A 24,372-nucleotide genomic window follows, 5' to 3' on the forward strand; every position below is an offset into this window, starting at 1 on the left:
AGTTAAGAATATGATGAATAAAAAAGGTATTAATATTAAGCTTATAGCAGGAGATATGCTGTTGAATATAGTGGCAACTATATTGCCAATTTTAATTTTGCAATTTATAATTTTGCCGCTACTTGCGGGCAGTTATGGACAAGAAGAGTATGGATTAATTTTGACATTAATTAGTCTAATTACACTTTCTGTTCAGTCATTTAGTATTGCTTTAAGTAATTCAAGACTATTAATGAATAATGAATATAAAGATTTAAATATAAAAGGAGATTTTAATATATTATTAATTTTATATAGTATATTAAATATTATTTTTGTAACAATAGGAACTTATATATATGAAGGTACTTTCAACTTTAAAAGTATTGTTTTAATAATTATTTTATCAGTCATACAACTTACAAGAAGGTATTTGTTGGTAGCCTTTCGTCTAAATATAAGTTACAAAAAAATATTATATAACAATATAATATTGGGCATAGGTTATGGAATTGGGTTTGTTATATTCTGGTTCTTTAAAAGTTGGCAAATAATTTATATTACTGGAGAGTTAATAAGTCTAATTTATATAATAAGAAGAAGTGATTTAATATATGAACCGCTTAAAAAAACACAATTATTTCAGAAGACTACAAAACAAAGTCTCGTTCTATTAGGTGCTTCATTTTTAGGTACAGCTATTACTTATATAGATAAATTATTATTATATCCAATATTAGGACCTAAAATGGTAACCGTATATTATGTATCAACTCTCTTTGGTAAAACTGTATCCATGTTAGTTGGTCCAATAAACAATGTAATTTTGACTTATTTATCTAAAATGAGGAAGTTTAAGAATAAATCTTTTAAGTTAATTCTTATTAGTTTGACAATAGTTGGTATATTTGCATATATATCTATATTAGTTATAAGTAGTCCTATACTTGGTGTTTTATATCCTGATTATGCTGAGGAAGCGATGAAGATTATCTATATAACTACTCTAGGAGCAATAATTAATATGATGAGTAATGTAATTAATCCAGTAATAATGAAATTTTGCAATATATCGTGGCAAATGTGGGTTAATGTAGCAAACATAATTGTATATGTTATTTTTTCTTTGTGCCTTGTAAAGTCATTTGGTATATATGGTTTTTGTATTTCAGCATTAATGGCTGCAATAGTAAAATTAGTATTAATGATATATATATATTATAATACTCAATTAAAGTTAAAGGAATAACTTGAATATAAGTAGTATGCATACTTGCTTTTAAAAAATAAAGAAAGTAAAATATACTTGTGTAAACATTTTACAAAGAACTAAAAATGAAAGGGAGTTAGCTATGAAGGGGACGTATAGCTGTAAAGAGTTAGCTGAAAAATTTAAATTTAGTGGGGAACTTATAAATTCAGAAAGGCATATATGTAGTCATATAAATGATACTCATATATTAAAATTTAAGCAATCTGATGGGACTCTAAAGAAATATATACTTCAAAGAATTAATACAGATGTTTTTCCAGCTGTTGATGAACTAATGAATAATATAGATGGTGTTACTAAACATATCTCTAAGAAGGTTCAAGAAGAAGGTGGAGACGTAACAAGAGAAGGGTTGCGTTTAGTACCAACGGTGGATGAAAAGTTATATTATAGAACAGAAGAAGGTGACTGTTTTAGAGCTTATCATTTTATAGAAGGTGCAACAACTTATATGATGGTAGAAAATCCAATGGATTTTTATAAATGTGGAAAAGCTTTAGGAAAGTTCCAAAGCCAACTTTCAGATTTTCCAGCGGATACTGTATATGAAATAATACCTGATTTTCACAATACAAGAAAAAGATATAATGATTTTATTGAAGCAGTAAAAAATGATCCTTGTGGTAGAGTGAAAGATGTACAAGCTGAAATTGATTTTATTATGACAAGAGAAAAAGAAACTGGAGTTTTAGTAGATTTATTAAATGAAGGAAAACTTCCTCTTAGAGTTACTCATAATGATACAAAGTATAATAATATAATGATAGATGATGAAACGGGGGATGCAATCTGTGTTATAGATTTAGATACAGTTATGCCAGGTTTATCATTATATGATTATGGTGATTCTATACGTTCAGGAGCAACTACTGCTTTAGAAGATGAAGCAGACTTATCAAAAGTAAATTTTGATATTAACTTATTTGAGTTATTTACAAAGGGTTTCTTAGAATCCTGTGGAGAGGCGTTAACTGAAACAGAAATTGAATACTTACCTTTTTCAGCTAAGCTTATAACTTTAGAACTTTCTATGAGATTCCTTATGGATCATATAAATGGAGATAAATATTTCCAAATTCATAGACCTAATCATAATCTAGAAAGAGCTAGAAATCAATTAAAGCTTGTATCTGATATGGAAGAAGTTATGGAAGATATGAAGGATATAGTTAATAAGTATATATAGTTATTAGCATGTATAGAGAAATAATCTATACATGCTTTTTTGTTTAAAAAAATATAACAAAATGATATAATCTTAATGGTATATATAGTAAAACGTATAAAAATATTACTTTATAACTAAATTTAACATAAAAGTCGGAGGGGCAAATGTTATTTTCATCAGTTGAATTCATATTTATATTTCTACCAATAGTTATATTTGTTTATTATGTATTATTAAGAAAAAGCAGAACATTACAAAATATATTTTTAACATTTAGTAGTTTGTTTTTTTATGCTTGGGGTGAGCCTAAGTTTGTAATAGTAATGATAATATCAATTTTAATTAATTGGTACTTAGCAATAAGAGTAGATAAAAAGAGGGAAAATAAGAAGTCGATAAAATTATTATTATGTATGACTATAATAATTAACTTAAGTATATTATTTATATTTAAATATTTGATGTTTACATTAACTAACATAAATAATATATTTGGAAGTAATTTAAGTGTTCCTAATATTACATTACCAATTGGTATATCATTTTTTACATTTCAGGCTATATCTTATGTTATAGATGTATATAGAAAAAATGGAGAAGTACAAAAAAATCCACTAAATGTAGCTTTATATATAGCGTTTTTTCCACAATTAATTGCAGGGCCAATAGTTAGATATGAGACTATTGCGAAGCAAATAAAAAGTAGACAGGAAACTTTTGACGATTTTGCTAGTGGTGTATGTAGATTTATGGTTGGGTTAGGAAAAAAGGTATTGTTATCAAATACCTTAGCCATAGTTGCAGATAATGCATTTAATATGAACTCAATCAATGAGCTATCTGTATCAATGGCATGGTTAGGAGCTATAGCATACACATTTCAGATATATTATGATTTTAGTGGTTATTCTGATATGGCTATAGGTTTAGGTAAAATGTTTGGATTTAGTTTTCTAGAGAATTTCAATTATCCATACATATCAAAATCAATATCTGAATTTTGGAGAAGATGGCACATATCTTTAGGAAGTTGGTTTAGGGATTATGTGTATTTTCCATTAGGTGGAAGCAGAGTAGATACAAAGAAGAGATTATTATTTAACTTATTTGTAGTTTGGTTTCTTACGGGGATATGGCACGGGGCAAATTGGACATTTATTATATGGGGAATAATGTATTTTGTTCTAATATCAATAGAAAAACTTATCGGTTTTGAAAAGAAATTTAATAAGCTTTCTTTTATAAAACATATTTATACTATGTTCTTTGTTATATTAGGATGGGTAATATTTAGAGCTAGTAATATCACAGAAGCCTTCTCATATATTGGAAAAATGTTTGGAGTTAGAGCTAGCGGTATATTTGATGCTTATTTTTATTTAAATATTGTTGAAAATCTTATTTTTATAATAGTAGCGACTATATTTAGTACACCTATTTATAAAAGTATTAACAAAAAGGTTAAAGAAAATAAATTTATAGCTCCTATATATGTAATGGGAATGCTTATTTTGTTTATAGTAGCAATTTCATATATATTAAAGGGAGCATATAATCCATTTATTTATTTTAATTTTTAACGAAAGGACTAAAAAGTTCATGAAGAAAAAAGTAACATGTATAGTTTTTTTAATTATAATATTCACCTTGCCTATTATAAGTGGTTTAACTAAGTCATTAAATGTATATAGAACTATTGATAAGTCAGATGGTATAAATTTAAGTGAAGTATATAAATGTGTTGAAGCAGGAGTAGATGGCGCTACTAAATTGGATAGATATAAGAATGCGTTTATAAATTATAATGGTTTGTTTCAAAAATTAATTGGTAGAAGGACAGTAGAAGATATAGATAAAGATAATAAAATTATAAAGTTAAGCAATGATAAATTGACATTTGTCAGTTCAAGCCTAAATGATGCAACATCAAAAGCGAATTCTATAAAGAAGCTCAATGACTATCTTAAAGGGGAAAATATTCCACTTCTTTATGTGCAAGCTCCATCTAAGATAAGCAAATATGAAGATGAACTACCTAAAGGTGTTAAATCATATGATAATGAATATGCAGATAATTATATAAGTCAAATATCTGACGAAATTGATGTTATTGATTTAAGAGAAGAAATGTATAATGATGGTTTAAATCAGGAAGATTACTTTTTTAACACTGATCACCATTGGACTCCTGAGGGAGCGTTTTACGGGTTTCAAAAGGTTTCCTCATTACTTGAAGAAAAGTATGGATTTAAATTTGATAAAAAATTTACTGACTTAAATAACTATGATAAAATTGTATATGAAGATTGGTTTTTAGGTTCACAGGGCAAGCGTGTAGGTAAATATTATGCAGGTGTAGATGATATATCTTTATATATACCTAAGTTTGAAACCAATTTCTATAACTCATTACCTGCTGATAATTATAATAGGAGTGGGAAATGGAGTGATGCTTTAATTTCAAAGCATCATATAGATAAAAAGGATTATTTTAAAGCAAATCCATATGCTATGTATATTGGAGGAGATTATTCTCTTAATATTATAAAGAATAATCTTAGCCCAAATGATAAAAAAGTATTACTTATAAGAGATAGTTTTGGATGTGCATTTACTCCTTTTTTATCACTTATTTGTAGTGAGTTAGATACAGTTGACTTTAGATATTATAAACAAGGGTCTATAATAGATTATATAGAAGAAAGTAAACCAGATATAGTTATTGCTTTGTTTAATCCTAGTGGAATACAGGAGATGAGATTAAAATAAATAATATCTAATAGAGTTAGAAAAATATTTATGGTAGTTAGAAGGAGGAAATTTATATGTCAATTTTAGTTACAGGAGGAGCAGGATATATTGGCTCACATACATCTATCGAACTATTACAAGCAGGTTATGATATAGTAATAGTTGATAATTTTTGTAATAGTAAACCAGAATCATTAAATAGAATAGAGGAACTAACAGGAAAGAAGCCTAAATTTTATGAGGTTGATATCTTAGATAGGGAAGGTCTTAATAAAGTATTTGATGAAAATAATATTGAAGCAGTTATTCATTTTGCGGGGTTAAAGGCCGTAGGTGAATCTGTAGAAAAACCAATAGAATATTACGAAAATAATATATCTGGTACTTTAGTTCTTTGTGATGTTATGAGAAAACATAATGTTAAAAAGATAGTATTTAGTTCATCAGCTACAGTTTACGGAATGAATAATAAGGTTCCGTTCTCAGAAGATATGCCAACAGCAAGTGCTACAAACCCTTATGGAAGCACAAAACTATTCATAGAACAAATACTTAGTGATATATATGTATCTGATAATGAATGGAGCGTTGCTTTATTAAGATACTTTAATCCAATTGGAGCACATGAAAGTGGAAGAATTGGAGAAGATCCAAATGGAATTCCAAATAACTTAATGCCATATATAACTCAAGTTGCAGTTGGTAAGAGAAAAGAGCTAAGTGTATTTGGTAATGACTATGATACACATGATGGTACAGGAGTAAGAGATTATATACATGTTGTAGATTTAGCTAAAGGTCACTTAAAAGCTGTAGGTAAGGTATTAAGTTCTAATGGTGTAGAAGCATATAACCTAGGTACAGGAATTGGATATAGTGTACTAGATGTAGTTAACAGTTTTGAAAAGGCATCAGGACAAAAGGTTCCTTATAAAATAGTAGAAAGAAGAGCTGGGGATATAGCAACTTGTTATGCAGATGCTACAAAAGCTTTAAGAGAATTAGGTTGGAAGGCTGAAAAGAATCTTGATGATATGTGTAGAGATTCATGGAGATGGCAAAAAAACAATCCAAATGGATATGACAATTAGGTAATATACTAAGCTGTATGGATAAGCTTCCATACAGCTTTTTGCTTGAGTATATTTTTTAATAAAAAGATAAGAATTTATAAGGGATAATATGGTATTATGTATAATGTAAATATATATAAAGGAAAGGAAAGTTATTATGAAGAGGTGGAAAAAAGTTCTAATAGTGTTAACTGTAATTTTATTTATAATAGTTGCAGGAGGATTTGGTGCTTATAAATATATAAATAGAATAAAAACTGTTCAATTAAAAGGGACAAATGAAGAGTTGGGTATTTCAAGTGAAACAGAAGAAAAGAGTAAAAAAGAAAATATAACAAATATATTATTGTTAGGAATAGATAATCAAGAAAATGCATCTGATGCTATGATGGTATTTTCCTTAGACAAAGATACTAACACTGCAAAACTTACATCTATAATGAGAGATTTAAGTGTAGATTTAGGACCTAATGCAGAAAAACATAAGATTAATTATGCTTATAATGTTGGTGGGGTAGAGGAATCTGTAAAAGTAGTAAATAGGGAGTTTGACTTAGATATAAATAAGTATGTTAAAGTTTCTTTTGATGGATTGGTAGATGTAATTGATTATATTGGTGGAATAAATATAAATATAACAGAAAGTGAAAGGAAAATAATAGGAGCTTCAAAGTCTGGTAATGTTACTTTAAATGGAAAGCAAGCATTAGCATATTCAAGAATAAGAAAAATAGATAATGACTATCAAAGAACTAGTAGACAAAGAAAAGTATTGATGGCTATATTTAATAAAGCTAAAAGTATTTCCGTTTCAAGTTATCCAAAGGCACTTTCTGATTTATCATCAAATGTAGAAACAAATTTATCTACTTTTGAATTACTTGATTTAGCTAAGGCTGTTATGAGTTTAAGTAGCGATGACCTTGAAGGGTTTAGAATTCCTATAGATGGAACAAGTCATGATTCTATGGATAAAGGTATATATTATTTGGAGTGGGATAGAGCAGCAAATAAGAAAGCCATTCATGATTTTATTTATGGAACTGAAACTAATCAATAAAAACTGGTAGTATATTAATAAAGAAGTTATATCAAGAATGTACTGTCTTGATACAACTTCTTTTATTGATTTAAGCCAGTCATTAAATGTAGATTAATTGCGTAGAAAATGTATTTGATGTATAATTAACTAATAAAATTTATAATGAAAAGTTCTTGATGAAAGTTGGGATGGAATATGAATATAACTTGGTTTAAATTGAAACAGAAACTAAAAAAAATAAAAATTTTATATGTTCCTGTAAAAGCATATAAGGATTGGAATTACAAAAGAGATAATGAAAGAAAACGACAATTGTTACAAGAAAATGGATTAGAAATTACAAGTAAAATATCAAAAGTACTTGATAATAGTGGGATTGAATACTTTTTTACATATGGGACTCTGTTAGGGTTAATTAGAAATGGTGGTTTCATGAAGCATGATATTGATCTGGATTTGGGAGTTATAAGGACAGGAGAGTTTTCATGGAATAAATTAAATAGTCTATTAACTAATGCTGGATTTAAACAGCTACATGAGTTTTCTCTTGATGGCGAAATTACTGAACAAACTTATGAGTATAAAGGAATGACAATTGATTTCTTTATATATGAAAAAGAGAATGAACATATGATTAGTTATGTATATTTTAATAAAAAAGGAATTGTAAATGAGGATCCAACTAAGAAGTTTGTATCTAAGATGATTTCATCTCAAATAAAAGAGTTTAAGTATTTAGAAATAAATAATCAAAAATATAGAATTCCAGTTAATGCAGAACAATACTTGGCTGATATATATAGTGAATCTTGGAGAATTCCAAACCCTAATTGGGTAAGTGAAGAAGGGCCAGCTTGGAATGAACTAGAAGGAAAATACGGAATATATAAAGAGATAAAGTAATTTGAAAGGGGATTTATAATATGCAAGCAATAATTTTAGCTGCCGGAATGGGAAAGAGATTAAAACAATTAACTAATAACAATACCAAATGTATGGTAAAAGTAAATGGGGTAACTATGATTGAAAGAATGTTATCTCAATTAGATAAATTAAACTTATCTAATATAACTGTAGTAGTAGGTTATAAAGGTAAAGAACTTCAAGAGTATATTTCTACTTTAAATATAAAAACAAAAATAAATTATGTAGAAAATGAAATTTATGATAAGACAAATAATATCTATTCTTTATATTTAGCAAGACATTGTCTTTTACAAGAGGATACATTATTACTTGAATCAGATTTAATATTTGAAGACTCTGTTCTAGAAAAAATAGTTAATGATCCATATCCAAGTTTAGCTTTAGTTGCTAAATATGAAAGTTGGATGGATGGGACTGTAGTAACTTTAGATGAGGAAAATAATATAACTAGATTTTTAGATAAGAAAGCATTCAAGTTTGAAGATATTCAAAACTATTATAAAACAGTTAATATCTATAAATTTAGTAAGGAGTTTTCAACTAGTCACTATGTGCCTTTCTTAGAGGCGTATAGTAAAGCACTTGGGGATAATGAATATTATGAACAAGTATTAAAGGTTATAACTTTATTAGATAAGCCTGAAATTAAAGCTACTAAATTAGGAAATGAGTCATGGTATGAAATTGATGATGTTCAAGATTTAGATATAGCAGAATCTATATTTGCACCAACAGCAGATGAGAAATTAGCTAAAATACAAGCAAGATATGGCGGATATTGGAGATATCCAGGAGTAATAGATTTTTGTTACTTAGTAAATCCTTTCTATCCACCACAAAAGTTAATGAATGAAATAAAAGCAAACTTTGAAACATTATTATGCGAATATCCATCAGGATTAGAGGTTAATAGTTTATTAGCTGCTAAATACTTTGGACTAAATAAGGAACATGTTGTAGTAGGAAATGGTGCTGCTGAGTTAATAAAATCCTTAATGGAAAGAGGAGAAGGGAAAATAGGTATGGCTATGCCTACATTCCAAGAATATCCAAATAGAAAGAATGCTGAAGATGTGGTACCTTACTATCCTAATAACAAAGACTATGCATATACTGCAATGGATTTAATGAGTTTCTATGAAGACAAAGATATTTCAACTTTATTATTGATAAATCCAGATAATCCATCAGGTAACTATATATGTAAAGATGATGTTTTAAAGTTAGCTAGATGGGCACAAAATAAAAACATAACATTTATAGTAGATGAGTCTTTTGTTGATTTTGCAGATAAGGAAGAATCACCAACTCTTTTAGAAGATTATATTTTAAATGATTATCCAGAATTGATTATTGTTAAGAGTATTTCTAAATCATTCGGTGTTCCAGGACTTCGCTTAGGAATATTAGCATCTCATAATACTAAACTTATTAGCGAATTAAAGAAAGATGTTGCTATTTGGAATATAAATTCTTTTGGAGAATTCTATATGCAAATATTTGAAAAGTATAAAGGTGATTATACAACTGCAATTGAAAAGTTTAAAGAAGTTAGAAGAGAGTATTTAGAAGAACTTTCGAATGTAAAGAATTTAAGAGTTGTGCCAACACAAGCAAATTATGTTTTATGTGAGATTTTAGGTGATAATACAGCCTATGATATAACTAAGAGATTATTAGATGAATATGACATATTTATTAAAGATTTATCTAGCAAAAAAGGATTTAATGGTCAATATATAAGAGTAGCTGTTAAGAGACCAGAAGAAAACAGGAAATTAGTTGAGGCATTAAAAACTATTTTAGAATAATATAATATTCTAATTATTGGAGGATTTAATATGGATAGTAATATTAGCTCTAAAATTTTTGGAGAAGATACTATTAATATATGTGTTCTAGGTGGAGGAAATATAGGAACTCTATTGATTGGATATTTAGGTCAAAACAGTGGAGTAAATGTAAGTTTATATACATCAAGGACTGATAAGTGGAGTGATAAAATAGATGTATATGATAGTAGTGACAATTTGAAATATACTTCAATATTAAAGAATGTTTCTTCGGATCCAAAAGAGGTTATATCTAATGCAGATATAATTATATCTACATTACCTTCACAAGTCTTTCCTGTAGTCTTAAAAAGTATTGAAGATTATATAAGAGAAGGAACTTGGATAGGAGTTATGCCAGGAAGTGGAGGAGTAGAGTTCTATTGCAAGGAGCTTATAGAGAAGAAAAAGTGCGTCTTATTTGGATTCCAAAGAGTTCATGGTATATCTAGAATAAAAGAGTATGGTCATTCTGTATATGATCTTGGAAAGAAAAAGGAGCTATTTATTGCTGCATGGCCTTCATCAGAAGTAGAGAATGTATGTTGCCTTATGGAGTCACTATTAAAGATAAAATGTACTATGCTACCTAATTATTTAAGTGTAACATTCACTCCATCTAATCCTATTTTGCACACTACAAGGTTATATGCTATGTTTAAGGATTATGAAGAGGGAGTATATTGGGATAGAAATATACAATTTTATTCAGAGTGGAATAATAAGGCTTCAGAAATGTTACTAGCATGTGATGAAGAGTTACAGAATATATGCAATGCCATAGAAGGACTGGATTTAAAAGATGTACTTTCTTTAAAAGAATATTATGAATCTGATTCTATAGAAAAAATGACTAATAAAATAAGAAGTATAGAAGCTTTTAAAGGAATAGAGTCTCCTATGATAGAAGTTAATGGAAAGTTTATTCCAGATTTTAAATCGAGATACTTTTTAGAAGATTATCCATACGGACTTTGTATTATAAAAGGATTTGGAGATGTCGCAGGAATAAAAACACCATCTATAGATAAAGTTCTAGCTTGGTATGAGAAAGTTAGCAATGTAGAGTATTATGTTGATGGAAAGTTTATAGGTAAAGATTTAAAGGATTTACCTATGCCTAAAAATTATGGATTGAATTCAGTTGAAGATATTGTTAGGTATTATAGTAAATGAAATAGTAGTAACTTATTATATTAGTAAAGTGGGAGAAGAAAATGAGAGTTGAAGAAATTAAACAATCCTATTTAAATGTTAGTGGAAAGATATATAATTCTGAATTTATTAATCTTGCTAATATAAAAGACAATAGAATTGCATTAGATAAAAGAACACTATTCTTAACTGAGAAAGAGAAGGATTACTTAAATTCAAATCCAATAGAAGGTTTTGAAGATGTGATTTACATATTTAAGTACAAAGAATCTTATGGAATAGTTTGTGATGTGCCAATAAGTGAATATAAAGAAGATAAAATTAAGTGTCATGAATTGGTTATACCTGAAACAATTCAAGGAATGTTAAGTAATTTACATGGATATAATTGTGAAGCAGCACCGACTTTATTAGCTCATAGAAAAAAAGTGGATTATGAAAAATATATAAATAATAATAAATATTCAAATAAATATATATTTCCTGATTTAGAGATATTTGTTTTGGATGGAGAAAATGCAAAGGAGATAATCGAAGAATTTAAGGAAATAGATACGTTCTATGTGGCAGATGGACATCATCGTTTATATACAACATCTTTATCTAATTTTAAGAATTCTGTTTTATCTTGCGTGATAAGTTTTGAGTATTTAGACATATTGCCTATTCATCGTATACTAAATAATATAGATGCACAGGTTTTTGAAAGAGGAAAAGAGTTTATATATAGTAGGTTTGAAGTAGAGTCTGCCGATGTGCCGTTATCAAAAGGAAAGATTAGGATAACATATAATGAAGAAAGTTTTGTTGTAAATTTAATTGAATTAAATTCTGATGCTTTTTGGAATAATGATATCTATCGTTTAAATACGCAAATTATTTCACAGGCATTTAGAATATTTGATACATCTAAGATTAAATATGTATCAGACTTAGAAGTATCTGATGGTGAGTTTAGATTAGATCATAAGGATATGTTAATTGAAACATATCCAGTAGGAAAAGATGAGTTTGTTGAGTGTGCAAATAACAAGTGTATTATGCCACCAAAATCAACGTGGTTTTCACCTAAATTTCCATCATTTTTAATATTTAAACAGTATCAATAAATGAAAAGAACAAAGAAATTATATAATTTCTTTGTTCTTATTTTATTTTCTAAGTAATTTTAAATAAATAAAGCTTCTTAATTTATTAGGCATTAAGCTTACCATAATATGAGATGAAGAAGAGATTATTAAATCTCCTAGTGAATATAAGCCAATTTTATGAAATAATTTTTTTGCTTCAATTGACTTTTTTAAATAATCATATCCTCCACGGCGTTCAAACATATCTAAACCAGTTCTTGCATATACTAAAGGCTTTGAGATATTTTTAGCCTTACATCCATTAACTAGCATACGAGCCCATAAGTAATAATCTTCAAAACCATTAGGGGGTTGGTAATTACCAGCTTCTAATACTTTAGACTTTTTATACATAACAGTCATATGGTTAAATGGATTTCTTTTTCTAGCAAAGTTATAGATATCATTATGCTCTAAAGGTACATTTCTTTCGGATAAAACATTATTAGGTGTACTTTCAAACTCAATAATACAGCTTCCTAAGATATCTAAATCTGTATTCTTTTCAAATTCTTTTAGTTGAACTTCAAATCTGTCAGGAGCACATATGTCATCAGTATCCATTCTAGCTATAAGTTCATGTGAGCAGTTTTCTACACCAATTGCTAAAGCTTTACCTAAGCCTTGATTGATTTCTAAAGGAACAGTTTTTAGTATATTAGGATATTTGTTAATATATTCATCTATAATGTTATCTAATTCTTCGGTTAGTGGTCCGTCTTTCACAATTACGATTTCAGTTGGTATTATACTTTGTTCAAATAGACTTTTCATACATAAAGAAAAGTATTCTGGTTTTTCTTTTTTATATATTGACATAAGAACAGAAAAGTTCATAATTTGTCCTCCTAAATTTAATGTAATATTAACTTAATTATAGTTATAAAGAAGGATTATATCAAGAAGAATGGTAAATATATGTATAATCGAGATTGTTGAATATATGTAAAGTTCTTAAAATGTAGTATTCTTGACAATATATTTAATAAAAACGTATAATACTAATATTGAAACTTTCTAGAATTAAGGTGTTTACAGTGATAAGAAGGTTAAATATGAGTTAAAGTTAAGGAGAATTATCATGTCGATAAAATCTTGGTTAAAAGGGAATTCGTTACTTAATTCAGCTATATGGTATACAGTTGGAACATTTATATTAAAAGGAGTTAACTTTTTTACAATACCTATATTTACAAGATTACTATCAACTGAAGACTATGGAGTAGTTACCATATATTCAACATGGAGTGCAATATTTGCTATTATTGTTGGTATAGGAATAAATAGTACAGTTGGGAGCGCTAGAGCTAACTTGGAAGATGATGAATATAAGGAATATCTTTCAAGTACTTTATTTTTAGGAACAATTAGTTTTGCTGTTGTTTCATTTATTGTATTGATATTTAGAAATCAAGTTTCAAATATGATAGGGTTTGGATTCAATTTAGTAATTATATTACTATTTGAAAGCTTTTTTACTTTTGTTATTAATTTTGTTACTTCAGTATTTACATTTGATAAAAATCATAAAGCATATATATTATCTTCTGTTGTAGTAACAATAATAAATGTATCTATATCAGTAATGCTTATTACGTCTATGAATAGTGATAAGTACTTTGGAAAAATTTGTGGAAGCGCAATATCGGCAATTATAGTTGGATTATTTTTATATATTAAAATAATATTAAGGGGAAGAAAGCTAATAAGCCTTAAGTATTGGAAATTCTGCCTACCAATAGCAATACCTTTAATATTTCATAATCTATCACATTTAGTGTTGAATCAAGCAGATAAGATAATGCTTCAAAAGATGACAACTGAAGCAGCTGTAGGTATATATGGATTTACATATACTATAGGAAGTTTGATTAATACTATACAATTAGCTATTAATAGTGCATGGGTTCCTTGGTATTATGATGGATTGAAGTTAGATGATAAAGAGGGAATAAAAGAAAAGTCAAAAATATATATTGCTGTGTTTACAACTATGACAGTATTGTTTATTTTAGGAGTTCCAGAGGTGGTAAAGATATTTTCTAGTCAAGAATATTGGACGGGTATACCACTATTACCTATAATTATAATAGGATATTATTTTGTGTTTTTATATACTTTCCCATCAAATTATCAATTTTATATAAGAAAAACTAAATTTATTGCTATGGCAACAATATTATCTGGACTTGTTAACATTGCTATTAATGCTATTTTGATTCCTAAAATGGGGGTATATGGAGCAGCTATTGCTACATTAATAGCATATATAGTGTTATTCTTGGTTCATCATTTTATTGTTACATTTAAATATAAGCATAGTGACTTTCCTTTTACGTATTATCTAGTAGGAGTAGGTATAGTTTTATTGGCAGCGTTAATATTCTATGTGTTTATAGATTATTTTGTAATAAGATGGGCACTAATGTTTATTATAGGATTGGTTTGGGTAAAAATAGGACTAGGAATATATAAAAAAATGAATTGTAAATAAGTTGAATAAGATAAAAATATTTATAGGATGAGGTGTATTATGCCTAAGGTAAGTATTGTAGTTCCTATATATAACTCTGAAAAAGAATTGCCAAGATGCATAGATAGTATATTAAGGCAAACTTATTCGGATTTTGAGTTGATATTGATTAATGATGGCTCTAAAGATGGAAGTTTAAATATATTAAAGGAATATGAGCAAAAGGATAAAAGAGTTATAGTTATAGATAATGAAAATAATGGTGTTTCTGAAACTAGAAATATAGGAATAAGAAGAGCTAGTGGTGATTATATAGCTTTTGTTGACTCAGATGATTATATTGAAAACAATATGATGGAAGCTTTAGTTAAAAGTATAGAAGAACAAAATGCGGATTTGGTTATATGTGGGTTGTATATAGATGTACTTAAAGGGCAAGAAGTAAAAACATCAACTCAAACTTTTGAATATAATGTATCGTTAGATAAAAGAGATATAGCATTAAAGGTTTTAGATAGGTTAAATGGGACTTATATAAATTCCCCTATAAATAAACTTTATAAAAAATCTATATTGATAGATAATAATATATATATGGATAATACCATTGATTTGGGTGAAGATTTACTTTTTAATATTGAATATTTAAGCTATTGTAGCAGTGTTATATTTGAAGAAAAGTGTTTCTATCATTATTGTATGAAATCAGAAGATAGTCTTACTGCAAAATATAGAGAAAATAAGTTAGAACTAATGAAGAGAATGTATGATGGAATAAGGGAGTATATGCTTGAATCTAGGGTTACAGAAGATGAATTATATAAACTAGATAATTTATTTATAAAGTTTATATATTCTGTATTATTAGATTTGCATAATTCAAGTTGTAAATATACCTTTAAAGAAAAATTAGGGTTTATACAAAGAGTTACTAGAAAATATAGAGATATAATAGATAGAACTCATAATCTAGGATACTTTTATGGATTATTAAAATTGTCTTTAAAAGTGCCGATTTTAACGTATTTAGTTAGTAAAATGATATATATAGTAAAAAATAGAGCAAGAGATAAAATGTATGGGTAAAGGTAGGAGGAACAACGTGGACAGTATTAATAAGTTATTTCAAATGAAATTTATTAAAGACAGTATTTATTTTAAAGTAGTATTTTGTATTTGGCAGTTAGTGCATTTAATAGCTATGGCGCAGCCATATACAGGAGTAGTAGCCCCTATAATAATTATATGGGGAATGCTAATTTTGATAAAAAATGTGATTATAGATAAGAATTTAATTGATAAAAGAGTTAGATATCTTCTATATGCCTTTTTATTGTCATATGTAGTTACCATTATAATTAATATCAAGCTAAATTTAATTGGTAATCTTAAGACTTTAGTTTGGTATAGTATACTAATATTTGTTATATTTATTACAGATAAACAAAAAGAAATAGAAGGTGTAAAAAAAGATATAGATACTATTGCAAAGGTTGTAACTAAAACTACTTTTGTTATGTCTTTAGTATCCTTATTAATGTTCGTTTTTAGAATGTGCTTCTGGGTTTATAGAGTTGATGGAGCTAAGATACCGCAGGGATATTTTGCAGCTAGACTATGGGGGATTTTTATAGATCCGAATCAAGGTTGTGTAGTAGCACTAATATCTATCATATTATCAATAATTATTATAAAAAGAAAAGCTATGAAAAAGTTTTTCCCTATAACGAATATAGTTATTCAATATTGTTTCCTTATATTAACTGGATCTAGAGGTGGAGAAATAGCGTTCTTCTTTTCGGGAATATGCTTAGTTTATATATTATTTAATAAGAATAATTATTATAAGTTTATTAAAATGAATCCTATTCGAGTTATAGCATTAGTATTAACAGGAATTGTTTTGTCTTGTACAGTTATATTGACTTTTAGACAAACTAGAAAAATATTAACTGTTATTCCTAAGACGTTATATAAAATAGAAGCTTCCATAAGTGGAGTGATATCTGAGGAAGATGATGAAGATAGCGAAGACGATGGATTTGATATAAATATAGATAGGGCAGATGTTGGTGGTGAAAACTTCTCAAATGGTAGGATACAGTTATGGTTAGATGGGGTGAAGTTATCTAGATATTCGCCTGTATTTGGATTTGGGGATAGGAATATAAGAACTAAAGCTGGGGAATTAACTCCAGGTTCTACATTAGAAAAACAATTTGTACATAATGGATTTATACATATGCTTTTAGCAGGAGGATGGTTAGCTTTCTTGTTAATGATGGCAATTATAATCATTATTTTAAGCAAATCGTTTAGGATTTTCTTTGCAAAAAAAGAGTATAACGAAGATATATGCATATTCGACCTAATGGGAATTTTAATAGGAATTTTGCTAGTAACAACAATGTTTTTAACTGAAGTGTTTTATATGAATTCATTTGCGGCGGTAATGTTCTGGTTCTTTATGGGGAATATAGTATATTTTCAAAACAATTGTAAAAGTATAAAAAGTATTTAGAGGGTTTAGAATGAATAGTGAGATAAAACTTTCAATTATTGTTCCTGTATACAACGTAGTTACATATATAGATGAATGCTTAAATAGTATTATAAAATCATATAAATCTGGTATAGAAGTAATACTTGTAGATGATGGCTCAAATGATGGAAGTGAAAATAAGTGTGATTTTTATGCAGATAAGTATGAATATATTAAAGTTATTCATCAAGAAAATGGAGGCCTTTCTGTAGCTAGAAACGTAGGAATAGAGAATTCTATAGGAAAGTATATATGGTTTGTAGATAGTGATGATTATATATCTGAGACTTCGATAAATGATATATATATAGCTATTGATAAGAATAAGGATTTAATTATTGGAGAATATGAATCTTTTTATCCTGACGGAAAGAGGATTATACCTGAAGTAGCTAAAAGTGAGCGAGATATATTACCTTACGAATATTTTATGAAATTAGGAAGCGTTAGTTATGCTGCAGTAAAATTTATAGTTAAGAGGGAAATCATTATAAGAAATAAATTATGGTTTGAAAAAGGAATTTATCATGAGGATGAGGATTGGACTCCAAGAGTACTATGTCATACAAGCAGTTTTATGATTTTAGATAGAATGATATATCACTATAGGTTAGGTAATGAAAATTCTATAATGGGTATGTTAAATCCAAAAAAAGTATATGATAAGCTAAAGGTAAGTAAAAGATTATATGAGTATGGTGATTTTAACAAGCTGTCAGCTGAAGAGAAAGGTTTCTTAAAGTTTAGGGCTGAGTATATGTATATAGCAGCATTAAATGAATATTCTTTATATTCTTCAGAGGAAAGAAAAAAGATGAAAAATGAATTTAAGAAATATAAATATATAATTAAAAATAATGGAAAAAAATCAAAGATTGTACTTAATACCATGAATTTATTGGGAGTGTTTTATACTTCAAAATTGCTAAGGTTAAGAAATTCCATAAAGTGATAACTTAAGAAGTTTGTAATTTTTAGAAAATATATAAGGTATATAATTTATAGGAGGACTATAGTAAAATATAGGACCTCCTATAAATTATATAGTGCTGAAATATAGTTTAAGGTATAGAATATTAGGAATTATTGTTTTTTATAATATTATATGATAACATTAATACATTAAACTATAGTAAAAAATGTGATCAATAAACGCTAGATGAGGACTAATTTTAACCATTTTGGGAGGAAAATATGAAAGAGAAGATGCTTGGGTTAAAGCGAACAGTTATGTTTGTAACAACCTGTATCATATTATTATCAAATACATTACTATTTGGATATGCTTGGCAAAGTAGTTATAGTGATACCATCATTTTGCCTTTTTATAGAAGGGGGAATATATTAGTAATAGTTATTTACGGATTGCTATTATATATATTTACTAAAATATATAGCGGATATAAGATTGGATTTATCAAATTATCAGAAATCATATATTCACAAGTATTATCACTATTATTCGTAAATGTAGTAACATATTTACAAATAAGTTTAATTGGTAGAAGATTTTTAAGTTTGTCTCCTATGTTATGGATGACTGGAATTCAAATTATAGTAATAATAGTTTGGGCGATTTTAACCAATAAATTATATTTTTTTATTTATCCACCAAGAAAGACTATGCTAGTACATGATGGTGCTGATTCGGAATTGATAATAAAGAAAATGATTAATCATAAAGAGAAGTTTACAATAACTCATAAAGCATCTATAAAAGATGGCGTTAAGGAGATATGTGATTCTTTAGCTGATTTTGATGCAGTAGTTATAAATGGCGTAAATGTTAAAGATAGAAATTCTATAATTCAATATTGTTATGAAAGAAGTATTAGAGTATATATAGTTCCAACAGTAGAGGACATAATATTAAGGAATAGCAATACAATTCATCTATTTGATACTCCAATGTTCCTACTTAGAAATAGGGGATTATCGCCAGAAAATAGATTTGCAAAGAGATTGATAGATATATTATTCTCAGGATTTGCTTTGATTGTATTATCGCCTATTATGATTATTGTTGCATTGTTAATTAAATTATATGATGGTGGTCCAGCATTATTCAAACAAAAGCGTCTAACTATTGATGGGAAAGTTTTTGAAGTATACAAGTTTAGAAGTATGATAGTCGATGCAGAAAAAGATGGTGTTGCACGTTTAGCTAGTAAAAATGATAATAGAATAACACCTATAGGTAAATTTATTAGAGCAGTTAGACTAGATGAACTTCCTCAACTATTAAATATATTAAAGGGTGATATGTCTATAGTAGGTCCACGTCCAGAGAGACCGGAGATAGCAGAGGAATATATGAAAGATATGCCAGAGTTTGCATATAGACTAAAAGTTAAAGCAGGATTGACTGGTTATGCACAAATATTAGGAAAATATAATACAACTCCGAGGGATAAGCTTTTATTAGATATGATGTATATTGAGAAATATTCATTGTTTTTAGATATTAAGCTTATGTTGATGACTATAAAGATATTATTTATGTCTGAGAGTACAGAGGGAGTAGATGATGGAACAATAATTCCTAAATAAGCTTTGATTTAAAAAGGTTTATGTAGACGATAAAAATCGTCTATATAAACCTTTTTCTTACATGATTAGTTAACATAAAGTAGTATATGTGATAAAATAAAACTATATGTGATTAAGAAAATTTATTAATTATAAATTAGAAATGAGGGGGATATATAGTGAAGAGGTTTGCGGCAGCTATTGTGATAATTTTCGCATTAGGACAAGTTATACTACCAAGTTTTGTTGTACAAGCTACTATTAATACTGAAATTGTTCATCAAGATGAAGTAGAAGAAGGTTCAGAAAGTGATAGCATATCATCTGAAGAAGATTTAAAAGCTAGCGATATAGGAGATTTAAAGTATTCTACTGAGAAGAGAGTACAAAAATCAGTCTATAAAATGTCTCAATATGATCCTAATATGGAGAAAGAAGAATTTGCAGATGATATAAATTCAATGCAAAATATAGACTACTTAATAAATAAGACAGATAGTAAGTTTGAGATTGCGTTAGCCTTTGAAGATGGAAGCTATTCTTATTTTGATTCTACAAATGATATTAATGATGCTATAAAAATAGCAAACAATGTTGAAAAAAAAGTAAAAAGTAATGTTATACCATGTGTAATAGACTCTAATGGGGTAGTTGTTTATTCAACTAATGCAATGGGAAGAATCTTAAAGCATATAGGTGGAAAACCTTATTATGGTGTAAATAAAAATACTAGTATTTATAAAAATTCTAATTTGACTAATGAAATAAATTATATAAATCAAGGATATGTAGATGATGTACCAATAATAGTAAATCAAGCAAATTCAGCTAAAATACAAGTTTCTGGACAAATAGGTTGGGTTAATAAAAATGTTAATGCTCAAGAGTATGATTTAATAGTAGTGCCATTAAATCAAGCGTATAATCCAAGTTATTATCAATCAATTAATGGAATCTTATATCATTGGATATCTACAGATATAACTAATAAAAATATGACAGCTGGGCATAAGGTAGCTGTAGGAGTTGCACCTCAATGGATGGTCAATGAAAGAAAGTATTATAGTTATGATGGTAAATACTTCTACAATTCTTTAAACGAAGTAATGGATGACTTAAAGGCTGATAGTAATGGAAGAGCAGTAAATAAGAATAATCCATATTACAATTACTATTTATATTTACCATTTAGAAGCAAGACAAGCTATAGTGCTTCTGATATAGATAGATTTATATCTCAAAAAGCACCATCAAATAGTGCTTTAAGAGGTAGTGGGAAAGGCTTTATATCAGCTCAAGATAAATATGGATCAAATGCTATGCTAATGCTAGGTATTGCAATAAATGAGTCTAATTGGGGAACATCCAATTATGCTATAAATAAAAATAACTTATTTGGATTAGGTGCATATGATTCGAATCCAAATGATTCATTTGCGTATAAATCAGTAGGTCATTGTATTGAAGAGTTTGGAAACTATTGGGTTTCAAAAGGATACTCAGATCCGCAAGATTGGAGATATATGGGCGGATACTTAGGAACTAAAGATTTGGGCTTTAATGTTAAATATGCTTCTGACCCTTTCTGGGGAGAAAAGGCAGCATCATATGCTTTTCTTGCAGATAGAACACTAAGCAACAATAATATTTCGTTATTGAATGATTATAATCAATACCAATTAGCTATAGTTAATAGCCCAACAACAGTTCAATTTAGTAATGCAAATACTTTATACAACGTAAAGAGCGGAAAAGTAAGTAATTGTGGATTAGTTGGAGAGAGTATTCTTTTAACTAGTAATGTAAAGCAAAAGTGGGGATCTGGATATAGATATGAAATTAATCCAGCTAGAACATCAGCATTACCGTTAACAGGTGGAAGTGAGTTTAATGGTCTTTATGATTGGAATACAAAAGGATATATAGATGCTACAAAAGTAACTCTTGTAAATAATCCTCAAAATGCAACTGGGATTAATTATCAAGTTAGCCTTTCAGGGAATGGATGGCAACCATGGAATAGTAATGGTTATACAGCCGGAAATCAAAATGGATCTAGTGGCATAGAAGGGTTAAAAGTTAAACTTACAAACTTACCACAAGGTTCATCAATAAGTTATAGATCCTATGTACAAGGTAATGGGTGGCTATCTTGGGTGAAAGATGGACAAACAAGTGGACTTCTAAATCAAGGTAAGAAGATATCAGCAATACAGATAAATGCAGACCTACCGAAGGGATATGATTTAGAATATAGAGTATATAATGACATTAATGGATGGGAATCATGGGTGAAATCCGGAGATATATCTGGAATTTATGGAAGAGATATAAAAGCTATTGAAATAAAAATTGTTGAGGATAAACCTATAAGTGTATTATCACCAGGAATTTATGAAGAAGATAACTCTAATATAAGATATTATGGAGAATGGACAAGTTGGAGTAGTAACATCCATAGTGGTGGAAAAAGTATATATTCTAATGAAACAAGTGCTGCCATTGAATTTAAGTTCAAAGGAACAGGATTAAAGTTATTTGGTTATACAAATAGTGAAAAGGGATTAGCTAGAATTGTAGTTGATGGTGAAACAGAGAATACTATTGATACTTACACTAAGAATGGTGAAAGTAAAAAAATGATTTATCAAAGAACTAATTTAGAAAATAAAGAACACACAGTAAGAATTGAAGTTACAGGGATGAAGAATCCAGCGGCAATATCAGATTATTTGAATTTGGATTACATTCAAGTAATAGGGGATAATGTTCTTGCTACAGAATTAGTTGATGATAAGGATCCGTCAGTCATATTTAAGGGGCAATGGACTGATTGGAAAGTGCAAGGTCATTATAATGGTTCTACTAAATATAGTAATGTAAAAGGAAATTCTATAGAATACACGTTTTATGGAACAGGTATAAGAATTTTAGGATATACTAACCAAGAAAAAGGAATTGCAGACATATATGTAGACGGTAATAAATATTCTATAGACACATTTACTTCAAGAAGTGTCTATAAAAATACTATTTTTGAATTAACTGGTTTAACAAAAGGAAAACATACTATTAAGGTAGTTGTAGCAAATGATAAGAATAGTAGAGCAATAGGATCATATGTTAATTTTGATGCATTTGAAGTTATAGAGCCTTTTACTCCATCTGTATTAGAAAAAGGTATTTATGAAGAATATAATACTGCTATAAAAAAAGGTGGGGCATGGACAGTATGGAACGATTCATCTCATAGTGGTGGAAGAACAATATACTCAAATGATAAATCAGCATATATAGAATTTAAGTTTAAGGGAACAGGATTTAAGCTATTTGGTTCATCTAATAATGAAAAAGGAATAGGAAAAGTAATTATAGATGGAGTGGCTGTAAATAACTTTGATTCATATACAAAGGATCGTTACAATAAAAGAAATATGTATCAAAGAACAGGCTTAAGCAATGGAGAACATACAGTAAGGATAGAAGTTACAGGATTGAAAAATCCATCAGCTGTAAATAGTTATTTAAATATTGATTATATTGAAATAGTTAATGAAGCTTCTCCAGTAACAAAGCTAGTTGAAGAAAGTAGCAAGGATGTAAAATACACAGGATCATGGACAAGTTGGACAGATGGTGGTCATAGTGGTAAGACAACAAAGTATTCAAATGGAGTAAATAATAGTATAGAGTATACTTTCTATGGAACAGGGATAAGAGTTCTAGGATTCACTAATTCCGAAAAAGGAATAGCAAATGTATATGTTGATGGTAAGCTATATTCTATAGATACTTATACAGAAGGTAGAATATATAAGAATAATATATTTGAATTAACAGGTTTATCCCAAGGAAAACATACAATAAAGATAGAAGTAACAGGAAAGAAAAACTCTAAGGCTGTAGGAAGCTATATAAATATAGATGCATTTGAGGTTATAAATCCTTCTTCAGCACCTGTATTAACAGCAGGGAAGTATGAAGAAAATAATAGTGGTATAGAAGTGAGTGGGTCATGGACAGTATGGAATGATTCAGCTCATAGTGGTGGAAGAACAATATACTCAAATGATAAGTCGGCATATATAGAATTTAAGTTTAAAGGAACAGGATTTAAGCTATTTGGTTCATCTAATAACGAAAAAGGAATAGGACGAGTAATTATAGATGGAGTGGCTGTAAATAACTTTGATTCATATACAAAGGATCGTTACAATAAAAGAAATATGTATCAAAGAACAGGCTTAAGCAATGGAGAACATACAGTAAGGATAGAAGTTACAGGATTGAAAAATCCATCAGCTGTAAATAGTTATTTAAATATTGATTATATTGAAATAGTTAATGAAGCTTCTCCAGTAACAAAGCTAGTTGAAGAAAATAACAAGGATGTTAAATACACAGGATCATGGACAAGCTGGACAGATGGTGGTCATAGTGGTAAGACAACAAAGTATTCAAATGGAGTAAATAATAGTATAGAGTATACTTTCTATGG

17 protein-coding genes are annotated in these 24,372 nt (G+C 28.1%); 16 read left to right on the forward strand and 1 reads right to left on the reverse strand.

The annotated features are described in order from the left end of the window. Positions 1-10: 10 nt before the first annotated feature. From I4V16_RS07595 to I4V16_RS07640, 10 genes are all read left to right on the forward strand, one after another. The gene (locus I4V16_RS07595; RefSeq protein ID WP_099329281.1) at positions 11-1,228 is read left to right on the forward strand and encodes a hypothetical protein; all 1,218 of its coding nucleotides are present in this window, start codon (positions 11-13) and stop codon (positions 1,226-1,228) included. A 103-nt stretch (positions 1,229-1,331) separates the two neighbouring features. Next, a complete protein-coding gene (locus I4V16_RS07600; RefSeq protein WP_195573015.1) occupies positions 1,332-2,438 on the forward strand; it encodes a phosphotransferase in 1,107 nt (368 codons plus the stop codon). 146 nt (positions 2,439-2,584) lie between these two features. Continuing rightward, entirely contained in the window at positions 2,585-4,000 is a 1,416-nt protein-coding gene (locus tag I4V16_RS07605) for an MBOAT family protein (RefSeq protein WP_195573017.1), read from the forward strand. A 19-nt stretch (positions 4,001-4,019) separates the two neighbouring features. After that, a complete protein-coding gene (locus tag I4V16_RS07610; RefSeq protein ID WP_195573019.1) occupies positions 4,020-5,189 on the forward strand; it encodes a DHHW family protein in 1,170 nt (389 codons plus the stop codon). Positions 5,190-5,245: 56 nt separating this feature from the next. Continuing rightward, positions 5,246-6,262, forward strand: coding sequence for a UDP-glucose 4-epimerase GalE (gene galE / locus I4V16_RS07615; RefSeq protein ID WP_049177530.1), 1,017 nt, complete (start codon positions 5,246-5,248; stop codon positions 6,260-6,262). A gap of 139 nt (positions 6,263-6,401) precedes the next feature. Further along, positions 6,402-7,304 (forward strand): LCP family protein, encoded by a 903-nt coding sequence (locus I4V16_RS07620; RefSeq protein ID WP_195573021.1) that lies wholly within the window; start codon positions 6,402-6,404, stop codon positions 7,302-7,304. Between the two features lie 198 nt (positions 7,305-7,502). Further along, positions 7,503-8,189: a LicD family protein gene (locus I4V16_RS07625; RefSeq protein WP_195573023.1), complete on the forward strand. Its 687-nt coding sequence runs from the start codon at positions 7,503-7,505 to the stop codon at positions 8,187-8,189. 20 nt (positions 8,190-8,209) lie between these two features. Further along, positions 8,210-10,024: an aminotransferase class I/II-fold pyridoxal phosphate-dependent enzyme gene (locus I4V16_RS07630; protein ID WP_099329274.1), complete on the forward strand. Its 1,815-nt coding sequence runs from the start codon at positions 8,210-8,212 to the stop codon at positions 10,022-10,024. A gap of 30 nt (positions 10,025-10,054) precedes the next feature. Further along, entirely contained in the window at positions 10,055-11,221 is a 1,167-nt protein-coding gene (locus I4V16_RS07635) for an NAD/NADP octopine/nopaline dehydrogenase family protein (RefSeq protein ID WP_195963282.1), read from the forward strand. Positions 11,222-11,262: 41 nt separating this feature from the next. Continuing rightward, positions 11,263-12,309 (forward strand): DUF1015 family protein, encoded by a 1,047-nt coding sequence (locus I4V16_RS07640; protein WP_049177535.1) that lies wholly within the window; start codon positions 11,263-11,265, stop codon positions 12,307-12,309. Between the two features lie 42 nt (positions 12,310-12,351). Here the strand turns inward: I4V16_RS07640 and I4V16_RS07645 are convergent, their stop codons facing one another. Then, entirely contained in the window at positions 12,352-13,167 is an 816-nt protein-coding gene (locus tag I4V16_RS07645; RefSeq protein WP_099329271.1) for a glycosyltransferase, read from the reverse strand. 244 nt (positions 13,168-13,411) lie between these two features. Here I4V16_RS07645 and I4V16_RS07650 point away from each other — a divergent pair, with 244 nt between their 5' ends. The 6 genes from I4V16_RS07650 to I4V16_RS07675 form a co-directional block, all read left to right on the forward strand. Then, positions 13,412-14,824, forward strand: a complete 1,413-nt coding sequence (locus tag I4V16_RS07650; RefSeq protein WP_195541850.1) for an oligosaccharide flippase family protein — start codon at positions 13,412-13,414, stop codon at positions 14,822-14,824. A gap of 39 nt (positions 14,825-14,863) precedes the next feature. Beyond that, positions 14,864-15,889 carry a glycosyltransferase family 2 protein gene (locus tag I4V16_RS07655; protein WP_195541849.1) on the forward strand — a complete coding sequence of 342 codons (1,026 nt, stop codon included), beginning with the start codon at positions 14,864-14,866 and terminating at the stop codon, positions 15,887-15,889. 16 nt (positions 15,890-15,905) lie between these two features. Then, positions 15,906-17,324 carry an O-antigen ligase family protein gene (locus tag I4V16_RS17650; RefSeq protein WP_195541848.1) on the forward strand — a complete coding sequence of 473 codons (1,419 nt, stop codon included), beginning with the start codon at positions 15,906-15,908 and terminating at the stop codon, positions 17,322-17,324. A 10-nt stretch (positions 17,325-17,334) separates the two neighbouring features. Next, entirely contained in the window at positions 17,335-18,297 is a 963-nt protein-coding gene (locus I4V16_RS07665; RefSeq protein WP_195541847.1) for a glycosyltransferase, read from the forward strand. Positions 18,298-18,539: 242 nt separating this feature from the next. After that, complete coding sequence (locus tag I4V16_RS07670; RefSeq protein ID WP_242974235.1) at positions 18,540-19,895, forward strand: sugar transferase; 1,356 nt, start codon at positions 18,540-18,542, stop codon at positions 19,893-19,895. 158 nt (positions 19,896-20,053) lie between these two features. Next, positions 20,054-24,372 (forward strand): glucosaminidase domain-containing protein (locus I4V16_RS07675; protein ID WP_195966621.1); only part of this gene is annotated, 4,319 nt, incomplete at its 3' end.

This window comes from Clostridium sp. 1001283B150210_160208_E6 (assembly GCF_015669365.1).
Taxonomy (GTDB): Bacteria; Bacillota; Clostridia; order Clostridiales; family Clostridiaceae; genus Clostridium; species Clostridium paraputrificum.